The organism is Morganella morganii (genome assembly GCF_019243775.1).
Classification (GTDB): Bacteria; Pseudomonadota; Gammaproteobacteria; order Enterobacterales; family Enterobacteriaceae; genus Morganella; species Morganella morganii.
Genome location: NZ_CP069157.1, coordinates 696,027 through 714,941 on the forward strand (window position 1 = coordinate 696,027; position 18,915 = coordinate 714,941).

Annotated in this window: 19 protein-coding genes and 1 other RNA gene; 13 read left to right on the plus strand and 7 right to left on the minus strand. The window is 51.3% G+C overall.

What is annotated here, in order from left to right; all coding sequences use genetic code 11:
• Positions 1–26 precede the first annotated feature (26 nt).
• Entirely contained in the window at positions 27–899 is an 873-nt protein-coding gene (gene rsmI, locus JL661_RS03220; protein ID WP_024474533.1) for a 16S rRNA (cytidine(1402)-2'-O)-methyltransferase, read from the plus strand.
• Positions 900–975: 76 nt separating this feature from the next.
• Positions 976–1,347: RNase P RNA component class A (rnpB, locus tag JL661_RS03225), an RNA gene on the plus strand.
• Positions 1,348–1,396: 49 nt separating this feature from the next.
• On the opposite strand, the gene JL661_RS03230 is transcribed toward rnpB, so the two are convergent.
• Complete coding sequence (locus JL661_RS03230) at positions 1,397–2,095, minus strand: pirin family protein (protein ID WP_004236363.1); 699 nt, start codon at positions 2,093–2,095, stop codon at positions 1,397–1,399.
• Positions 2,096–2,201: 106 nt separating this feature from the next.
• Between JL661_RS03230 and JL661_RS03235 the strand changes: the two genes are divergently transcribed.
• On the plus strand, positions 2,202–3,098 hold the full coding sequence (locus JL661_RS03235) for a LysR family transcriptional regulator (RefSeq protein WP_015422972.1): 897 nt from the start codon (positions 2,202–2,204) through the stop codon (positions 3,096–3,098).
• 214 nt (positions 3,099–3,312) lie between these two features.
• Positions 3,313–3,924: a glycosyltransferase family 25 protein gene (locus JL661_RS03240; RefSeq protein WP_062771909.1), complete on the plus strand. Its 612-nt coding sequence runs from the start codon at positions 3,313–3,315 to the stop codon at positions 3,922–3,924.
• Here JL661_RS03240 and JL661_RS03245 read toward each other — a convergent pair.
• From JL661_RS03245 to JL661_RS03270, 6 genes are all read right to left on the minus strand, one after another.
• Positions 3,890–4,276, minus strand: coding sequence for a DoxX family protein (locus tag JL661_RS03245; RefSeq protein WP_004240479.1), 387 nt, complete (start codon positions 4,274–4,276; stop codon positions 3,890–3,892). The two genes, JL661_RS03240 and JL661_RS03245, sit on opposite strands and share 35 nt — an antisense overlap.
• Positions 4,277–4,466: 190 nt before the next feature.
• Entirely contained in the window at positions 4,467–4,769 is a 303-nt protein-coding gene (locus JL661_RS03250) for a YqjK-like family protein (protein WP_004236367.1), read from the minus strand.
• Positions 4,762–5,175 carry a phage holin family protein gene (locus JL661_RS03255; RefSeq protein ID WP_004236368.1) on the minus strand — a complete coding sequence of 138 codons (414 nt, stop codon included), beginning with the start codon at positions 5,173–5,175 and terminating at the stop codon, positions 4,762–4,764. The genes JL661_RS03250 and JL661_RS03255 overlap by 8 nt, the downstream gene beginning before the upstream one ends.
• Before the next feature lie 3 nt (positions 5,176–5,178).
• Positions 5,179–5,481, minus strand: coding sequence for an ElaB/YgaM/YqjD family protein (locus JL661_RS03260; protein WP_004236369.1), 303 nt, complete (start codon positions 5,479–5,481; stop codon positions 5,179–5,181).
• A 217-nt stretch (positions 5,482–5,698) separates the two neighbouring features.
• Positions 5,699–6,379 (minus strand): DedA family protein, encoded by a 681-nt coding sequence (locus JL661_RS03265; protein WP_004236370.1) that lies wholly within the window; start codon positions 6,377–6,379, stop codon positions 5,699–5,701.
• Positions 6,380–6,642: 263 nt separating this feature from the next.
• A complete protein-coding gene (locus JL661_RS03270; RefSeq protein ID WP_004236371.1) occupies positions 6,643–7,593 on the minus strand; it encodes a VirK/YbjX family protein in 951 nt (316 codons plus the stop codon).
• Positions 7,594–8,341: 748 nt separating this feature from the next.
• Here JL661_RS03270 and JL661_RS03275 point away from each other — a divergent pair.
• From JL661_RS03275 to hypA, 9 genes are all read left to right on the plus strand, one after another.
• On the plus strand, positions 8,342–10,051 hold the full coding sequence (locus tag JL661_RS03275; protein ID WP_004240468.1) for a pyridoxal phosphate-dependent decarboxylase family protein: 1,710 nt from the start codon (positions 8,342–8,344) through the stop codon (positions 10,049–10,051).
• A gap of 374 nt (positions 10,052–10,425) precedes the next feature.
• The gene (locus tag JL661_RS03280) at positions 10,426–11,742 is read left to right on the plus strand and encodes a sodium-dependent transporter (RefSeq protein WP_004236374.1); all 1,317 of its coding nucleotides are present in this window, start codon (positions 10,426–10,428) and stop codon (positions 11,740–11,742) included.
• A gap of 867 nt (positions 11,743–12,609) precedes the next feature.
• Positions 12,610–13,743: a hydrogenase 2 small subunit gene (gene hybO / locus JL661_RS03285; RefSeq protein ID WP_004236377.1), complete on the plus strand. Its 1,134-nt coding sequence runs from the start codon at positions 12,610–12,612 to the stop codon at positions 13,741–13,743.
• A 2-nt stretch (positions 13,744–13,745) separates the two neighbouring features.
• Positions 13,746–14,729 carry a hydrogenase 2 operon protein HybA gene (gene hybA, locus JL661_RS03290; protein WP_015422969.1) on the plus strand — a complete coding sequence of 328 codons (984 nt, stop codon included), beginning with the start codon at positions 13,746–13,748 and terminating at the stop codon, positions 14,727–14,729.
• The gene (gene hybB / locus JL661_RS03295) at positions 14,719–15,900 is read left to right on the plus strand and encodes a Ni/Fe-hydrogenase cytochrome b subunit (protein WP_062771906.1); all 1,182 of its coding nucleotides are present in this window, start codon (positions 14,719–14,721) and stop codon (positions 15,898–15,900) included. The genes hybA and hybB overlap by 11 nt, the downstream gene beginning before the upstream one ends.
• Positions 15,897–17,600, plus strand: a complete 1,704-nt coding sequence (gene hybC, locus JL661_RS03300) for a hydrogenase 2 large subunit (RefSeq protein ID WP_004236380.1) — start codon at positions 15,897–15,899, stop codon at positions 17,598–17,600. The genes hybB and hybC overlap by 4 nt, the downstream gene beginning before the upstream one ends.
• The gene (locus JL661_RS03305) at positions 17,600–18,094 is read left to right on the plus strand and encodes a HyaD/HybD family hydrogenase maturation endopeptidase (protein WP_024474545.1); all 495 of its coding nucleotides are present in this window, start codon (positions 17,600–17,602) and stop codon (positions 18,092–18,094) included. The genes hybC and JL661_RS03305 overlap by 1 nt, the downstream gene beginning before the upstream one ends.
• Entirely contained in the window at positions 18,087–18,578 is a 492-nt protein-coding gene (hybE, locus tag JL661_RS03310; protein ID WP_004240459.1) for a hydrogenase-2 assembly chaperone, read from the plus strand. The genes JL661_RS03305 and hybE overlap by 8 nt, the downstream gene beginning before the upstream one ends.
• Positions 18,571–18,912, plus strand: coding sequence for a hydrogenase maturation nickel metallochaperone HypA (hypA, locus tag JL661_RS03315; protein ID WP_062771903.1), 342 nt, complete (start codon positions 18,571–18,573; stop codon positions 18,910–18,912). Before hybE ends, hypA begins: the two co-directional genes overlap by 8 nt.
• The last annotated feature ends 3 nt before the right edge of the window (positions 18,913–18,915 follow it).

Sequence of the window (18,915 nt, forward strand, 5' to 3'; positions counted from 1 at the left end):
TCTAATGTGATCATCTGGACGAAACAATGAATCAACCTAATCAAGCCGTGGTTGCGGCAGCGACACTTTATGTTGTGCCGACACCGATCGGTAATCTGAATGACATCACAGCACGTGCTCTTGAGGTGCTCACGAATGTCGATCTGATTGCAGCGGAAGATACCCGGCATACCGGCTTATTACTTTCGCACTTCGGTATTAATAACCGGTTGTTTGCGCTGCATGATCATAATGAACAGTATAAAGCAGATCAATTAATTACCAAATTACAGTCCGGGATCAGTATCGCATTAGTGTCCGATGCAGGTACACCTTTAATTAACGATCCCGGTTACCATCTGGTCCGCCGCGCCCGTGATGCGGGGCTTACTGTGATCCCGCTGCCCGGTGCCTGTGCGGCTGTCACCGCGCTGAGTGCTGCCGGTCTGCCTTCTGACCGTTTTTGTTACGAAGGATTTCTGCCGGCCAAAACCAAGAGCCGTCAGGACACACTGCGGGCACTGGCCGATGAACCGCGCACGCTGATTTTTTATGAATCCACTCACCGTATTCTGGACACACTGGCCGATATGGTCACCGTCTGGGGGGAAGACCGTTATGTGGTGCTGGCGCGGGAGCTGACCAAAACCTGGGAATCCATTCAGGGAAAACCGGTCGGGGAACTGCTGGCCTGGATTAAGGAAGACGAAAACCGCCGCAAAGGGGAGATGGTGCTGATTGCGGAAGGTGCTAAGCCGGTGCAGGATGAGGAATTCAGCCCGGAAATTCTGCGTGCGCTGGCGATTGTGCAGAAAGAACTGCCGCCGAAAAAAGCGGCTGCGGTGGTGGCGGAACTGTACGGCGTGAAGAAAAATGCTCTTTACCGTTACACCCTGGACGGGGATTCTGCCGCAGAGTGATGCCTTTTCCGCCATCCGCTCTTCCGGAGCGGAGTTATTCTGTACATCAGCGGGAAAGCTGCTTATAATCCGCAGCGGAGTCAGCCAGGCAATCGCTGCTTTATCGTAGTCCCTCCGGGAGACGGGTAAAGGGGAGGAAAGTCCGGGCTCCACAGGGCAGGGTGCCAGATAACGTCTGGGAGGCGCGAGCCTACGACCAGTGCAACAGAGAGCAAACCGCCGATGGCCCGTAAGGGCACAGGTAAGGGTGAAAGGGTGCGGTAAGAGCGCACCGCGCGGCTGGTAACAGTCCGTGGCACGGTAAACTCCACCCGGAGCAAGGCCAAATAGGGGTTCATATGGTGCGGCCCGCACTGAACCCGGGTAGGCTGCTTGAGCCAGTGCGTGAGTGCTGGCCCAGAGGAATGATTGTCCACGACAGAACCCGGCTTAACGGCTGACTCCTCACTATCACAACCCCGCGTCTGACGCGGGGTTGTTTCATTTCAGGCCGTGTGTCAGGCCAGAATATCAATAAGCAGTGCCCGGCAGGGCGTTTTCGCCTGAAAGGTCACTTCCCGGCTGTCCTGAATAAACGCGCCGTCACCGCATTCAATTATCCCCTGTTTCTGCCCGTCATCCGCCGTCACTGTACCGTGAACCGACTGATAGAATGCCCGTTTACCGTACAACGGCAGTGTCAGGGATTCACCGGCAGGAAGCAGGATATGGGAAATCCGCACCCCCTGCTGTAAATCAAGACTGCCGTCTTCACCATCCGGCGAGGCAATCAGCTGTACCGGCTGCTGTGTCAGCATCAGTTTTTGTGAACTGCCGCGCAGGCTGCCGCGTGCAGCTTTCAGCCAGATCTGAATCCGGGTCAGCGGTGATTTCTCACAGGGATTGGTTTCAGTGTAACTGACATCCCTGCGCGGTGAGAAAAACAGACACTCATCCTGTCTGCTCTCCAGATACAGTCCGTCATTATCACGAATATCGTGCTTCCCTCTGAGGATCAGGTTTACAATATCCACATCGGGATAGGATTTGGGCTGGAAACCGGCACCGGGAGCCAGTACCTCCTGATTCAGTGCTTTCAGCGGGCCGTACCCCATAAATCCGGGGTCAAAATAGTGCCCGAAAGAGAAAGCATATTTCGCCTGTAACCAGCCATAGTCGGCGGACCCGGCCTGTCCGGCGGTTCTGTGTATAATCATAATGGTCTGCCTGTTATTCTACATGGTGAAATAATAAAGGGCTGGACGCTGAATTGTTAGCCAGTTAATCTGGTGGCGACATTCAAAATTTCTGACTGAGATAATGATGAGTAAAGACAAAGCGTTAACGCTGGAATCATTGCGCGTGATGGATGCCATCGACCGCCGGGGAAGTTTTGCGGCGGCGGCGGAAGAACTGGGGCGTGTACCGTCCGCCCTGAGCTATACCATGCAGAAACTGGAAGAAGAGCTGGATGTTGTTCTGTTTGACCGCTCGGGTCACCGGACAAAATTCACTAATGTCGGGCGGATGCTGCTGGAGCGCGGCCGCCTGCTGCTGGAAGCGGCGGATAAACTGACCAGTGATGCGGAAGCACTGGCAAGAGGCTGGGAGCCGCACCTGACCATCGTCTGTGAGGCGCTGATCCCGACGGCCTCGCTGTTCCCGCTGGTGGACAAACTGGCACAGAAATCCACCACTCAGCTGACTCTGGCCACCGAAGTGCTTGCCGGTGCCTGGGAGCGGCTGGAAACCGGGCGTGCCGATATCGTGATTGCGCCGGATATGCATTTCCGCACTTCTTCTGAAATCAACTCCCGCCCGCTCTATTCTGTGGTGAATGTGTATGTGGCGGCACCGGATCACCCGATCCACAAAGAGCCGGAGCCGTTATCCGATACCACCCGGGTGAAATACCGGGGAATTGCCGTGGCGGATACTGCCCGCGAACGTCCGGTACTGACGGTGTTACTGCTGGACAAACAACAGCGCCTGACGGTCAGTTCTATTGATGATAAACGTCGTGCCCTGCTTGCCGGACTGGGTGTGGCGAGCATGCCGTACCCGCTGGTGGAAAAAGATATTCAGGAAGGCCGCCTGAAAGTGATCGGCTCCGAATACAGCCATGAAACCAATGTGATTATGGCGTGGCGCCGCGACAGCATGGGTGAGGCCAAAGCCTGGTGTCTGCGGGAAATTCCGAAATTATTCAGCGGAAAATAAACCGGCACTATCACCGGTCATTATCAGATACCTGCCCGGCTATCCGCGGCAGGTATTTTTTTGTGTGCCGGAGGGCGGTTGCGGTATCTGCCGGGAAATGCGTTAATCAATAATAGGAACAACAGCGATTGACCGGTGATATGTATCCGTTAGCATTCAGTGAATATTCACCGGCAATAAAAGGTATGTCATCAGTGTATTTGCAGGAGGCAGCGTGGATCTGAAACGGTTTATGTCAGATGTCAGTTTCGCATTTGAACACGATCTTATCGAAAAAGTGATTTACATTAATCTGGAATCCCGGCCGGATCGCAAAGACGACATTCTGGAAGCACTGAAAAATATTGAAATCCCTTATCAGAAAATTATCCGCTTTGATGCGGTTGAGAAAAAACCGGGATTTCTGGGATATGCGCTTTCTCATGCCGCTGTGATGAAAATGATCGCTGAAAATGACTGGGGACCGGTGCTGGTTGTTGAGGATGACTGCAATTTTTATTGCGATGATGAACATATTCTGCAGGCTAATCTCTTTTTATCCGCGCTTCAGAAAAGAGAGTGGGATGTTGCATTATTAGGCGGAAATTATTACAACGTTTATGAGCATGAAGCGGATATTTGTTCTCTCAGCCTTAAATATGCATATTGTGCCAATGCCTATATTGTGAACCGGGGTTATGCGGAAAAAATGATGCATATTTTTGATAAATCTGTTCAGAAACATCCGCCGGAGCGGATGTTTCACAATAGTATTATTTATTATATTGCTGTGTGGCTTTGCCTGAATGCAATTACCATTTCTTTTTCAGTAAATAATCGATACTGAATTTACCCGGTCCGGTAACAGCCAGCAGTAAATAACCGCCTGCAATGGTAAAGTTTTTCATAAACATTAACTGGTTGGCACCTTCCGCAAAATTACTGTGGAACAGCAGGGCGGTCAGCACAGTAAAACCAAAGGTGAAAATCGCGGTTGTGCGGGTTAAGAAACCAAACAGGATGGCCAGGCCGCCGCCCAGTTCAAGCAGAATGGTTAACGGCAGCAATGCCCCCGGAACACCCATTGCCTGCATATATTGCTGAGTTCCTGCATAAGCATCCCCTAATTTGCCGTATCCGGCCACAATAAATAAGACAGGCATCATGATACGTGCGACTAAAATAGCGTAGTTGTTCATTGTTAGATCCTTATTAGCTCAACAATACTGAATAGTAAATATGACGATTGAGTCACATATTCTTTTGTTTAAATGGCACGATATGCCAATCCGTTTCGTTGGGATAATAGTAAGTGCGAATGAGAAGGATTGTTAGCAAGAATTCTTAATAAACAACATCAAAAATTTTGAATCCGGGGGGCGGGATACGTCAGTTCTGCCTGTTACGGGGGAAACTGCTCTGAAGTGTGCGGAAAACACCCCACAGTCCCAGGGCGCGTTGTCCCCAGCGGATAAGTTTTTTCGGATGGCGGACAGCAAAGACGGAAAACAGGCTGACACCGGCGACAACCAGCGGACGCAGTTGTGACAATGTTTGCCAGGTGCGGTCAAATGATTCGGTTTTTTTCAGCCACTGATCCGTGGCCTGTGACAAATCGCTGCGCTGGGCAGCGATAGTGTCAATCAGTGCCTGCTTTTTGCGGGCGCGTTCAGCACGCAGATGCTTATTCATGATCCTGCTCCTGCTTTTTTCTTTCCAGCAGTTGCCTGTCGATCGCCAGCTGTTCGCGGGTTGCGCCCAGCAGGGATGAACGGCGGGCTTTGCGGACGGCCCACAGGGCGAAAATCAGTGCCCCGCCGAGCAGAACAGATGTCATGATAATCACCGCGGTCAGGCGGTACACAGGATCAACGGCCCACATAACCAGAATCATCAGGCTCATCAGACCGAATGCTGTCAGCAGCAGAGCGGCACCGGCCAGCAGAATCAGCTGGATCAGGTTGGATTTCTCTTCCTCCAGCTCAGTGGCGACAAGCCTGAGCCGGGTTTCTGCCATGCTGATAACGATGGCGGCGATACGTGTCAGTGTATCAAGGAGCCCTTTGCCGGGCCCCTGCGGACGCTCCTGATCGGTCATAATTCAGCGGCGGGCCAGTAAAACACCTAACACCACACCGACAGCGGCACCGATACCGACTCCGGTCCACGGATTTTCGCGGACATAATTATCGGCTTTGCCTGCGATCTCTTTTGTCTGCTGCACAACCTGCTCTTTCCCTTCCGCGAGGCGGGTACGGGAATTTTCCAGCGCGGCCTGTGCTTTTTTCTTCAGTGAATCCACTTCTTCTTTGGACTTACTTTCTGCCGTATTCAGCACAGATTCCAGGGTGTCAGCCAATGATTTCAGTTCAGCGCGTAACTCTTCATTTGTATGATGTGACATAGGAACTCCTCGTGGTGGTTATAGCGTAACAGATTCAAAGTAACCGCTTTTTATCTGCAATTAAAGGTAAATTATAGTTTATTTTCCGGTATTGTTCTGCACACTGCGGGTGATGGCGGGGTAATTCAGAGGAAATGACGCTGAAACGGCGGACAGAGAGATAATGTTTCCCGGCCGGGTGCTGTAATTGCACCGGCCGGAAAAATAGTCTGGTAATTTATTGTGCGTGAGTGTCGTCAGACGTTTTTGTCCGCTTGCGTTTCCACACCACCCACAGGCTGGCGAGTAAACCAAAGACCAGCAGCACCACCGGGATCAGCATCAGAATATTCATCAGATGATGCTCATATTTTCGGAAAATCGGGCTGATACCGAGGCAGTAACCGAGAGACGTTAAAATACCGACCCACAGGAAGCCGCTCAGCCAGTTGAAGAACTGAAAACGGCGTGAATTCAGACCGGCGATCCCCGCCAGCATCGGCAGCAGGGTACGGACAAACGCCAGAAAACGGCCGACTAACAGCGCCGCAAGGCCGTGACGGTGGAATAAACTGTGTGCCCGCTGATGGTAATGCGGCGGCAGATGAGACAGCCAGCCTTTCACTATTTTGGTATTACTGAGCCAGCGCCCCTGTAAATAGCCCACCCAGCAGCCGAGACTGGCACCGGCGGTGAGGACAATCAGGGTTGTCGGGAAATCGAGAGTATCTTTGGCGATCAGTACCCCGACAAGAATCAGCAGGCTGTCGCCGGGTAAAAACGCAGCGGGAAGCAGGCCGTTTTCCAGGAAGAGAATGGCAAACAGCATAATGTAAATCGCCCACAGCAGGGACGGGTTTGACAGGGTTTCATAGTCCTGATGCCAGAGGGCGAAAAAAAGTTGCTGCATTGTTTCCATCAATTATTCCCGGATCTGAAGTAAGCTTATTTCATGTTATGGGGCATTTCTGCGGATATGACCGGAACCCCTGATATATACACTGGTAAATCCGGCCACTTTAGCAAATTAGGGGTAGCGGAGACAGTGAATTTTTCCCGCAGCCCCGAAACAATATTAAGATTAAATTCAGCCTTTTGCAGATTATATTTTACGGGAAATCAATAAGTTCTGTAATGAAATGTCAATTACCGGTCAAACCTGCTGTAAATGAAGGATTTTTCTTAAATAATGTTATGTTGAACATCTGTTTTATTTTCCGGCTGCGGCAGTTGCAGGCGTTCACAGACGGCCTGCGCCACATTATCCAGTAACTGATAACGGCGGCGGTATTCGGCACGTTTTTTACTGGCTATTTCATCAATGGGTTTACGCGGCAGGGTCAGCGGTATTACATATTCGTGCTGCGGATTGGCGGTGCCACCGACAGATTCCCAGAACGAATTATAATCGGCCACCCATTGTGTCAGTTTTTTATGGCGGTAACGGCGGCTGCGGTAAATATGGGTCTCATTACTGGTGGCAATAATCTGCTGACACTGAAACAGTGAGGCGATAAGGCAGATAACTTCCGTCAGAATGCGTTTAGGGAATACACCGTGACAGTTTTTAGTCGCCGCCCGGATAGCATTGTGAGCCTGCTCACTGACGCCGCCCTGGAGCGCGCCGATAAACAGTGACCGTTTTTCATTCAGGTTCAGCAGGGTGAATGCACTGCGGGCCAGGATCTCACCGGCATCATCCCGCATTTCCAGCGTCAGCTCGCCCTCTTTGTTAAATGCATCCTGCACATCCAGCCAGAGGTGACAGAGGCTCTCTTTTCCTTCAACCGGGCAGAGATAAAACTGCTCATTGCTGTAGATACGGCTGAATACAGCCGGTGGCAGAACGGCTTTGGTGATCCGGTAATGGTCGCAGATAGCCGCCGATTTGTTTTTCCGGTGAAAATTAATGCTCAGATACGGGCGCTGTAATTTGGTCGGCAGCAGCGGCTGCTTTTTCAGAATAGCATCACAGCAGGCAGTGTTTGTCAGGCCGGACAGGTATTTCATGGTGGACAGCGGCATAAACAGGCTGCGGGCCGCGAATTTTAAGCGGTTACGGGCGGAGTCCCAGTGCATACCGGGACAGCATTCTTTGGTGAGTAGTTGTTTGAACAGCAGGAGGCCGGACATAGTAGTGCCTTTAATGAATGAAATTATTACACAGTGAAACAATTCACCCATTTTAACGGCAGAATAAAGATAAAAATTAAAAAAAAGCTTATCGCCGGGCAGCAGTCTTAACGGAATTTAAGGATTCCGTGGAAATCCGGCTGTTACAAAAATACAACAATTGGTTGTATTATCACCGGTAAATACGATGAAAATTGAATTATGATTTAAAATCATACTGTTATTCGTGTATTTGCTGCCACTGACGGAAAACGGGCTGCCGGGATTCATTAGTAATATTCAGGGGATTTTTATTATCCGCCGGTATTTTATCTTGCCGGAGGGAATAACCACTGCAAAAAACGGAAAAACCGGCAAAATAACCGTGGTTTTTCAGCAGAAGAGAAATAACAACAGAGAAAAATAGTAATGAAAACTAAACAATATTAATGAACCGCCTTCTTGTTTCTGTTAATAATTTGTAATTTGCTTCGTTTTGCGGGATATAAAACTGTATTTTAACTTAATTTATGAATTTAAAAACTGAATTATGTTTATTTTACAGAGTAAAAAATTGTGATCATGTTGGCATTTATGAAAAATTATTAGTCATCATAAAATGCATTGAATGTATATATGTTATTGATATTTATAATTTTATTATTAATTTCGTAACGTGATTTATAGTTCTGAGATCATTTAAAATGCAATGAATTTGGCGCAAAGTAATGACATTACCTCAGCGTAATTTACTATTTTGGAGCTCATTGTGAATCAGTCAGAACTTATCACGCTCGCCTCTGCGAATGCGTTAAATAAAGATTTCGAAGTTAAATACCAAAACGTCATCAGTGATTTCTTCAGCCGGGATCCCGGCAAATGGCCGATTTTTAATCACCCGCAAATTCAGGCAATTACTCAGTTCCGCCAGACCACCGACGCGGATGTGCAGCAGATCAACCGCTATCCGCAGGGTAAGGATCTTTTTGCACAACTGGCCGGTGAGTCACATGTCCGTCAGAACGTGATCCGTCCGGGAGAAGGGCAGGATGATTTACTGGTGTTTGCGTCCGCGCTGTGCAAAAACTGGGAAAACCCGCTGGCCGTGGAAAACGTTATCGCCATGCCGTCAGACCCGGCAGTTTACGGCTCTATGCTGGGCTTGCTGGGTAACCCGAACATGGTGTACTGCGAATACTCCGGTGTGGCGGATAACATGGAAAAAACCGTTATCCGTAAAGTGGCCAATCTGATTGGCTATGATGCGGACAAAGCATCCGGTCTGTTCACCCAGGGCGGAACCATGTGCAATCTGTACGGCTATCTCTTCGGGATCCGTAAATCGCTGAAACAGTCAAAACATCTCGGGATGTCCGTTGATCAGGATTTCCGGATCATCAACTCACAGGGCGGTCACTACTCCAATATGACTAACCTGTCCCTGTTAGGTGTGGATATCACAAATAAAACAATCCGTATCCGGGTGGCGTCAGATAACACCATTGACCTGGCGGATCTGGAGCAGCAAATCCGTGCCTGCTATACCGTCCACTGTAAGATCCCGGTGATCCTGCTGACCGCGGGAACAACCGATACCTTTGGTGTCGATGAAATCAAACAGGTTTATGATCTGCGCAACCGCCTGTGTGAAGAGTTCGAAATTACAGAAAAACCGCATATTCACGTGGATGCGGCGGTCGGCTGGCCGATTATTTTCTTTATTGATTATGATTTTAACACCAACCCGCTGGCGATTAACGATGCCACCCTGGCTGGTCTGCGTCACAATGTTGAGAAATTTAAACAGCTGAAATATGCAGATTCCATCACTATCGACTTCCACAAATGGGGTTATGTGCCGTATACCTCGAGTCTGGTGATGGTGCGTGACGGTGATGATTTCAAAGCACTGGAAAATGACCCGGAAAACTTCACCTATTTTGAGCATGCGCTGGAAGGACAGACTCACCTGCAATCCACCATTGAATGCAGCCGCAGCGGTGTCGGTGTGTTCGGGGCTTATGCCGGATTGCATTATCTGGGGGTTGAGGGTTATCAGACCATCATTGCGCACTGTCTGCAAAATGCGAACTACATGCGCAACCAACTGCTATCCATGGGCAATGCCTGTGTGATGGTGCCGGAAAACCAGGGGCCGAGTGTCGGTTTCCGTCTCTATTCACCGAAACTGGTGAATGATCCGCAGGCAATGTTTGCACACGAACTGACCTGTGCCGGAGATAAAACGGCCTATGACATGATGGTGCGCAACAGCCGCTGGCATCGTGAGCTGTTCCTGAAACGCGGTAAAGCAGGACTGTTTACCAACTGGGTGGATTCTATCGCCTGCTCGGCCTATGCGGAGCATAACCGGTTCGCGTATATTCCGGGGGAAAAGGCGGTCTTTATGAACCCGGTGACGCAGCGTCATCACATCGATGCGTTTGCAAAAATGCTTAAAACCATGAGTGCAGAATAAAAAAGGGTGTTTTTTTCTTTTCTGTTTGTGGTATAAGAGAAAAAGAGCGTCACGGCAGTGTCATATAACGGCACTGCCTGTGAAGCAAAAATTAATGATTTTCAGAGAAGAGTAAACCGATGAACCGCATGATGAACCGTCAGCTAAGCCTAAACCTACTACTCAGTTAGGTGGCTTCGTTTATCTGTTTTTCTTCATAAGCCACCAGTAAGGTGGCTTTTTTGTGCGTGTAAACCTGCTGGTGGAACTGTTTTTTTCGGGAGAGTTCCTATGATGTCAGGTTTTACCGCAAGGATTATTATCAGCGCAGTTTCACGATCGGTCTGTTGTTCTGCCGCCGCTTCTGTCTCTCAGATAACACAGCAGGAGGCCGTATGAGTCAGCAATGGACATCCCGTTTTGGTCATATCTTAGCCGCTGCCGGGTCTGCCATCGGCATCGGCGCCATCTGGAAATTTTCGTATGTAGCCGCCAATAACGGCGGTGGCGCCTTCCTGGTTGTTTTCCTCTTATTCAGCTTTGTTATCGGTCTCGCGGTATTACTGGCTGAAAATATCCTCGGCAGCAGCACCCGCAGTGAAGCCGTCAACGCCTTTAAAAAAATGATGGGACGCCACTGGGCGTGGATCGGGGTTATCGGCGTATTCAGCTCCTGGTGTATTTACAGCTTCTACAGCGTGGTCGGTGGCTGGACTATCGGTTACACCGTGATGGCTGCCGCCGGAGAGCTGAACATTACTGACAGCAGCCAGCTGACCGGCATTTTCACCCGCTTTATCAGTAACCCGTGGTGGCCGGTGATTGCCCACCTGGTGTTTGCGGGGATGACCTGCTTTGTGGTACTGGCCGGGGTGCAGCGTGGGCTGGAAAAATCCGTGAAAGTAATGATGCCGTTACTGTTTATTATTATGATCGTGCTGATTATCGTCGGGATAAGCTTACCGGGCTCATCCGCCGGACTGAAATTATTCCTGTATCCTGATTTCAGCAAACTGACCGGCAAAGGCGTGCTGGATGCGCTGGGGCTGGCTTTCTTCTCCCTCTCTATCGGTCTGGGGATCCACATTACATACAGCGCGTATTTGTCTGATAACAAAAGCATTGCCAACTCCAGTATGTGGGTGGTGATCCTCTCGTGCATGGTGTGTGTGCTGGCCGGACTGATGATTTTCCCTGCATTAGCGGCGGCCGGTCTGGAAGCGAATGCCGGTCCGGGTCTGACCTTTATGACCATGCCGGTGTACTTTGCCCATCTGCCGGGCGGATCTGTGCTGGCAGTGACGTTCTTTGTCCTGTTGCTGATGGCGGCGCTGACATCTGCTATCTCACTGCTGGAGCACATTGTGGCGTATGTTCAGATGCGTTTTCAGTGGACACGCCGCAGAGCGGGCCTGGTGGTGACGGCATCGATTATGTTGATGGGGATCCCGGTGTCATTATCTTTTGGGCCGTTAAGTGATGTGACGCTCGGCGGGAAAACGATTTTTGATATCCTCGATTACCTGACATCCAATATTCTGATGCCGCTGTTCGGTATTGCTGTCTGCCTGATTTTCGGCTGGTCACGTAAAGCGAATGCGCTGATTCCGGAAAATATTACCGGACTGAAACGTCAGAGTTTATTACTGGTCTGGCGTTATGTGGGACCGATCTGTATCGGTGTGATTCTGGTACACGGTCTGATCAGTTAGTAACAGATAGAAAAACGGCCCGGGATCCGGGCCGTTGTGTTTTACTGACTATCAGAACCGGTAATTCCCCCCGGGAAGCCGCTGAATGAGCGGGCGGCATCGGTTTTGATGCTCATCTCATTAAAAAAGACAGAAAGGATTAAAATGAAATGATTGTTTCAGGTGATCATCACTATTAAAACGAATAATAAACAGAATATAAATTGTCCGCCTACGTATAAATAGCTGACTGTTTTACAAGGATAATCGTCTTATTATGCATTTTCAGGTGTTATTCACTATTTTTACTCTTTTTGTGGTGATAATAGCTGATTAATTAGATTTGATTTATCCCGGAAGAAAAATAAGATATTTAATATTAATTGATTTAAATCAAAACAAATAACTCTCCATATTATGGAAATTGATTTTTTTAGTGATAAATAACTGCGTGACTTTATTGAAAATAGCATTTATTTGAGCTTAACCGATTAAATAACACCGGATGAGAATGTATTTCATTTTTATTTTAAATGGCTGTGGTTATGTGAAATTCATTATTCACCCTGATTCAGTTAATTCTGAAAACACGCAGGGTTGTATCTGAATAACGGGTGAGAAGCAGATGGTAAATGCTGCCTGTTTTCCTGTCGGTAGTGAAAAATTCCGCCATTCTCATTGCGGGTAGCCGGTGCGCTATATATTAAATTGATATAAATTAATAAAACCGATAAATAGATTAAATGTTAAAAATAGAAAAAATTCTCATTATCTGTAAAATAATATTTCAGATTTTATTTTTTTGTTTATTGATTATGTTCCGTGTCTCAGTAATTTAATAATAACCGGATTATATTAATATTAAATTAACACAACGGAATATAGAGAATGATCGAAGATAATACCTTTATTACTTCTGATATCACTTCTGAGGGTATTGACCGGCGAAGCTTTCTGAAACTCTGTGCGGCCTTAGCGGCCACCATGGGTCTCAGTGCAAATGCATCTGCCGAAATCGCGGCGTCCGTCAGCCGTAAGGATTGCCCCCCCGTCATCTGGATATCTGCACAGGAGTGTACCGGTTGCACTGAGTCCCTGCTCCGGGCGACGCACCCGACCATCGAAAATCTCATCCTTGATATGATTTCGCTGGAGTACCACGAGGTACTCTCGGCGGCATTCGGTCATCAGGCGGAAGCCAACAAGCACAATGCGATTGAGAAATACAAAGGCAAATATGTGCTGGTGGTGGACGGCTCTGTACCGCTGAAGGATGACGGCATTTACTGCATGATTGCCGGCGAGCCGATTGCCGACCATATCCGCCGGGCGGCGGAGGGCGCTGCCGCGATTATTGCCATCGGCTCCTGTGCCGCCTGGGGCGGCGTGGCTGCCGCCGGTGATAACCCGACCGGCGCGGCATCACTGGAAGCGGTTCTGCCCGGTAAAACCGTGATTAATATTCCGGGCTGCCCGCCTAACCCGCATAACTTCCTGGCAACGGTTGCTCATATCATCACTTACGGCAAAGCCCCGGGGCTGGATGATAAAAACCGGCCGCTGTTTGCTTACGGTCGTCTGATCCACGAACACTGCGAGCGCCGCGCTCACTTTGACGCCGGACGTTTTGCCAAAGCATTCGGCGACCACGGTCACCGTGAAGGCTGGTGCCTCTATCACCTCGGCTGCAAAGGGCCGGAAACGTACGGCAACTGCTCCACATTGCAGTTCTGTGATGTCGGCGGTGTGTGGCCGGTGGCTATCGGGCATCCCTGCTATGGCTGTAACGAGGCCGGCGTGGGCTTCCACAAAGGGATCCACCAGCTCGCCGGGGTACAGAACCAGACACCGCGTTCTGAAAAACCGGATGTGGAGCTGAAAGAGGGCGGTTCGGTATCGGGCGGCGCTATCGGGCTGCTCGGCGGCGTGGTCGGGCTGGTGGCCGGTGTCAGTGTGATGGCTGTCCGTGAGCTGGGCCGCCAGCAGAAGAAAAACCGGTCCGGCGATCCGCGGGGAGAGTAACTGTGAACAGGCGTGACTTTATTAAAGTGGCTTCCGGCGGGGCATTACTGTTAGGTAATACATCCGTGAGCCACGCGGCGGCGGAGAACCGCCCGCCGATCCCCGGTGCGCTCGGCATGCTGTATGACTCCACTCTGTGTGTCGGCTGTCAGGCGTGTGTGACCAAATGTCAGGATATCAATTTCCCCGGCCGTAACCCGGAAGGGGCGCAGACGTGGTCCAACAATGACAAGTTGTCGCCGTACACCAACAACATTATCCAGGTGTGGATGAGCGGTACCGGCGAACACAAAGACCAGGAAAAGGACGGTTATGCCTACATCAAGAAGCAATGTATGCACTGTGTGGATCCGAACTGTGTCTCAGTCTGCCCGGTCGGTGCGCTGAAAAAGCATCCGGTTACCGGCATTGTGCATTATGACAAAGACATCTGTACCGGCTGCCGCTACTGCATGGTCGGCTGCCCGTATGATATACCGAAATACGATTACGACAACCCGTTCGGTATGATCCACAAGTGCGAACTCTGTAACCAGAAGGGTGTTGAACTGCTCGATAAAGGCGGTTTACCCGGCTGTGTGGAAGTGTGTCCGACCGGGGCGATTATCTTCGGCACCCGCGAAGATCTGATGAGCGAGGCGAAAAACCGTCTCGGGCTGACAGCCGGAGAGGAATATGCCTATCCGCGCCAGACACTGAAAACCGGCGATAACTACAAACATCCCGTGTCTTCCTATTATCCGCATCTGTACGGCGAAAAAGAGGGTGGCGGAACTCAGGTGATGGTACTGACCGGCGTGCCGTATAAAAATCTGCAACTGCCGGAACTGGCAGAGCTCTCTACCGGAGCCCGTTCTGAAAACATCCAGCACACCCTGTACAAAGGGATGATCCTGCCGCTGGCGGTACTGGCCGGGCTCACTGTGCTGGTGCGCCGCAACAGCAAAAATGACACTCACGACGGAGGTGATGATCATGAGTCATGATCCCAAACCCCTCGGCGGCAAATTATTCAGTAAGCCGATCATCATTTTCGGGCCGCTTGTTATCCTCTGTGTTCTGCTTATCGTCAAACGTCTGGTCTTCGGGCTGGGGTCAGTCTCTGATCTGAACGGCGGCTATCCGTGGGGGATCTGGATTGCGTTTGACCTGCTGATCGGCACCGGTTTTGCCTGCGGCGGCTGGGCGCTGGCGTGGGCGGTGTATGTGTTCAACAAAGGGGAATATCACCCGCTGGTGCGTCCGGCGCTGCTGGCGAGCCTGCTGGGATATTCACTGGGCGGATTGTCTATCACCATTGACCTCGGCCGTTACTGGAATATGCCGAACTTCTTTATTCCGGGTATTTTCAACGTCAACTCCGTCCTGCTGGAAACCGCGGTCTGTATGACGATTTATATCGGCGTGATGGCACTGGAACTGGCACCGGCATTCTGTGAGCGTATGGGCTGGAAAGTCTCCCTTAAGCGGTTGAACAAAATCATGTTCTTTGTGATAGCGCTCGGCGCACTGTTACCGGCTATGCACCAATCTTCGATGGGCTCCCTGATGATTGCGGCGGGCTATAAAGTGCATCCGTTGTGGCAGAGTTATGAAATGCTGCCGCTGTTCTCTCTGCTCACCGCCTTTATTATGGGATTCTCCATTGTGGTATTTGAAGGCTCCCTGGTACAGAGCGGCCTGAAAGGCAACGGCCCCGATGAAAAACGCCTGTTCGGCAAGCTGGCACTGACCGTCAGTGTGCTGATGGCACTGTTTCTGGTGCTGCGCTTCGGGGAGCTGATCTACCGCGGCAAGCTCGGACTGGCTTTCGCGGGGGATTATTACTCTGCACTGTTCTGGTGCGAGATTGTGCTGATGGCGATTGCACTGGCGGTCTTCAGTATCCCGGCGTTCCGCCGTGACTCCCGGTTGCTCTACATTGGCGCACTGAGCATGATGCTCGGCTGTGCGGCATGGCGTCTCGCCTATTCATTGCTGGCGTTTGATCCCGGCAATGGCTATCACTACTTCCCGACGACGGAAGAACTGTTAATTTCCATTGGTTTCGTGGCTGTTGAGATCTGCGCTTACCTTTTCCTGATCCGCCTGTTACCGATACTCCCTGCAGTCAATAAAACCGCAGCTCACCCTTATCATGAGGCAAGCAAGTCATGAGCCAGAGAATTACGATTGATCCGGTTACCCGTATCGAAGGACATTTACGCATTGACTGTGAAATCGGCGATGGTGTGGTCACCAAAGCCTGGGCGTCAGGCACCATGTGGCGCGGAATGGAAAAAATTGTCAAAGGGAAAGATCCGCGTGATGCGTGGATGATCCTCCAGCGTATCTGCGGCGTCTGTACCACCACACACGCGCTGGCATCAGTACGTGCCGTGGAAAATGCCCTGAACCTGGATGTGCCGGTAAATGCGCAGTATATCCGCAATATCATTCTGGCGGCGCACACCACCCATGACCATATCGTCCACTTTTATCAGCTCTCCGCGCTGGACTGGGTGGATATCACCTCCGCGCTGAAAGCGGATCCGGCAAAAGCCTCTGCCATGCTGAACGGCGTTTCTGACTGGCCGCTCAACAGTACGCAGGAATTCGTCAGAGTGCAGGATAAAATCAAAGCACTGGTGGAGAGCGGGCAACTGGGGATTTTTGCCAACGGCTACTGGGGACACCCGGCGATGCAGTTGCCGCCGGAAGTGAACCTGATTGCGGTTGCGCACTATTTACAGGCGCTGGAATGCCAGCGCGATGCCAACCGCATTGTGGCACTGTTGGGCGGCAAAACGCCGCACATTCAGAACCTGGCTGTCGGCGGCGTGGCAAACCCGATTAACCTCGATGGTATCGGCGTGCTGAACCTGGAACGTCTGATGTATATCAAATCATTTATCGACAAGCTGAATGATTTCGTTGAGCAGGTTTATAAAATTGATACTGCGGTCATTGCTGCATTTTACCCGCAGTGGTTTGAAACCGGGCAGGGCGCGGTGAACTACCTGAGCACCCCGGAATTCCCGACCGACGGCAAAAACGGCAGTTTCCTGTTCCCGGGCGGCTACATTGAAAACGCTGATTTAGCGACCTTTCGCCCGATCGATTCCCAGACGGATGCTTTCCTGCTGGAAGGGATTCAGGAAAGTTCGCCGCACTCCTGGTATCAGGATGAAGCGCCGCAGAAACCGTGGGAAGGCACAACCGAGCCGAAATACACCGGCTGGGATCCGGACGGCAAATACTCGTGGGTGAAATCGCCGACCCTGTACGGCAAAACCGTGGAAGTCGGCCCGCTGGCCAATATGTTCTGTAAACTGGCGGCAAAACACCCCGGCACAGCCGAAAAACTGAATGAAATTATCGCGGTTTACCAGACCCTGACCGGCAACACCCCGGAGGTGAAACAGCTGCATTCCACACTCGGGCGGATTATCGGCCGTACGGTGCACTGCTGTGAATTACAGGCGGTGTTGCAGAACCAGTATGCCGCGCTGATCGCCAATATCGGTACCGGGGATCATATCACTTATGTGAAACCGGAATTCCCGGCCACCGGCGTGATAAAAGGCGTGGGTTTCCTGGAAGCACCACGCGGCATGTTATCGCACTGGGTGGTGATCAAAGACGGCGTGATTGAGAACTATCAGGCGGTGGTACCGTCCACCTGGAACTGCGGGCCGCGCAATCACGATAATGTGGCGGGGCCGTATGAGCAGTCGCTGGTCGGGCTGAAAATTGCTGATCCGGAAAAACCTCTGGAAGTGGTGCGCACTATCCACTCATTCGACCCGTGTATGGCATGTGCGGTTCATATTGTTGATGTTGATGGCCGTGAAACGGTATCAGTGAAGGTGCTGTAATGCGGATTCTGGTATTAGGTGTCGGCAATATTCTGCTGACTGACGAAGCTATCGGTGTGCATATCGCGGAAGCACTGGCGGAGCGCTATATCCTGCCGGATTATGTGGAAGTGATGGACGGCGGCACGGCGGGGATGGAACTGCTCGACAGCATGGCCGGGCGGGATCATTTGATTATCACTGACGCTATTGTGACGGCGAAAAGCGCCCCGGGCACCATCCGCATTCTGCGGGATGAGGAGGTTCCGGCACTGTTCACTAATAAAATCTCCCCGCATCAGCTGGGGTTATCCGATGTCTTGTCCGCGCTGCGGTTTACCGGGGAATTCCCCGCCAAACTGACGCTGGTGGGCGTGGTTCCGGCCTCGCTGGAGCCGGATATCGGTCTGACCCCGCAACTGCAGGCTGCCGTTGAACCGGCACTGCAGCAGGTGCTGGCTGTACTGCGTGAATCAGGTGTTGAGGCGGTGAAGAAGGAGACGGCAGATGTCTGAGGATATTCAGGGCTTTATGCACAGCCCGGCAGAACAGATCCGCAACGCGTTTGAAAAAGTAGCGGCGGATACTATGCACGATCTCACCTTCCTGCACCCGTCAATGCCGGTTTATGTCACGGAACTGACGCTGTTTGAAGGGCAGTGGACGGGTTGTGTGATCACGCCGTGGATGTTCAGTGCCGTGATTTTTCCGGGGCCGGAGCAGCTCTGGCCACAGCGTAAAGTCAGTGAAAAAATCGGTCTGCGGTTGCCGTACGGCATCATGACATTCACTGTCGGTGAGCTGGAGGGCGTATCTCAGTATCTGGCGTGTTCGCTGCTGTCGCCGCTTCCGCATACACTGTCACCGCAGGAAGGGATGCGGCTGGCGGATGACAGTGCGCGTATGCTGCTTTCACTGCCGGTCACGGACCCGGATGCTCCGGCGATGGCCGGGCGCAGGGCGCTGTTTACCGGAAAACCGGTACCCCGGCATGCATGAGTTATCCCTGTGCATGAGTGCGGCGGACATTATCCGCGAACAGGCTGAACAGCACGGCATTGCGCGGGTAATGGATGTCTGGCTGGAAGTCGGCGCACTGGCGGATGTTGAGGAGAGTGCACTGCATTTCTGTTTTGATATCGCCTGCCGTGATACCGTGGCGCAGGGCTGCACACTGCATATTGATGTTATCCCGGCACAGGCATGGTGCTGGGATTGCAGCCGCGAGGCCGAAATCATGCAGCATGCCGGATGCTGTCCGCACTGCGGCAGTGAACGGCTGCGCATCAGTGAAGGTGATGATTTGCGGGTAAAAAGCCTGGAAGGTGAGTGAGTT

Excerpts from the sequence above, each read along its gene's own strand:
- rsmI (WP_024474533.1), top strand. The coding sequence starts at position 27 with ATGAATCAACCTAATCAAGCCGTGGTTGCGGCAGCGACACTTTATGTT.
- JL661_RS03230 (WP_004236363.1), bottom strand. The coding sequence starts at position 2,095 with ATGATTATACACAGAACCGCCGGACAGGCCGGGTCCGCCGACTATGGC.
- JL661_RS03235 (WP_015422972.1), top strand. The coding sequence starts at position 2,202 with ATGAGTAAAGACAAAGCGTTAACGCTGGAATCATTGCGCGTGATGGAT.
- JL661_RS03245 (WP_004240479.1), bottom strand. The coding sequence starts at position 4,276 with ATGAACAACTACGCTATTTTAGTCGCACGTATCATGATGCCTGTCTTA.
- JL661_RS03250 (WP_004236367.1), bottom strand. The coding sequence starts at position 4,769 with ATGAATAAGCATCTGCGTGCTGAACGCGCCCGCAAAAAGCAGGCACTG.
- JL661_RS03255 (WP_004236368.1), bottom strand. The coding sequence starts at position 5,175 with ATGACCGATCAGGAGCGTCCGCAGGGGCCCGGCAAAGGGCTCCTTGAT.
- JL661_RS03260 (WP_004236369.1), bottom strand. The coding sequence starts at position 5,481 with ATGTCACATCATACAAATGAAGAGTTACGCGCTGAACTGAAATCATTG.
- JL661_RS03265 (WP_004236370.1), bottom strand. The coding sequence starts at position 6,379 with ATGGAAACAATGCAGCAACTTTTTTTCGCCCTCTGGCATCAGGACTAT.
- JL661_RS03270 (WP_004236371.1), bottom strand. The coding sequence starts at position 7,593 with ATGTCCGGCCTCCTGCTGTTCAAACAACTACTCACCAAAGAATGCTGT.
- JL661_RS03280 (WP_004236374.1), top strand. The coding sequence starts at position 10,426 with ATGAGTCAGCAATGGACATCCCGTTTTGGTCATATCTTAGCCGCTGCC.
- hybO (WP_004236377.1), top strand. The coding sequence starts at position 12,610 with ATGATCGAAGATAATACCTTTATTACTTCTGATATCACTTCTGAGGGT.
- hybB (WP_062771906.1), top strand. The coding sequence starts at position 14,719 with ATGAGTCATGATCCCAAACCCCTCGGCGGCAAATTATTCAGTAAGCCG.
- hybC (WP_004236380.1), top strand. The coding sequence starts at position 15,897 with ATGAGCCAGAGAATTACGATTGATCCGGTTACCCGTATCGAAGGACAT.
- JL661_RS03305 (WP_024474545.1), top strand. The coding sequence starts at position 17,600 with ATGCGGATTCTGGTATTAGGTGTCGGCAATATTCTGCTGACTGACGAA.
- hybE (WP_004240459.1), top strand. The coding sequence starts at position 18,087 with ATGTCTGAGGATATTCAGGGCTTTATGCACAGCCCGGCAGAACAGATC.
- hypA (WP_062771903.1), top strand. The coding sequence starts at position 18,571 with ATGCATGAGTTATCCCTGTGCATGAGTGCGGCGGACATTATCCGCGAA.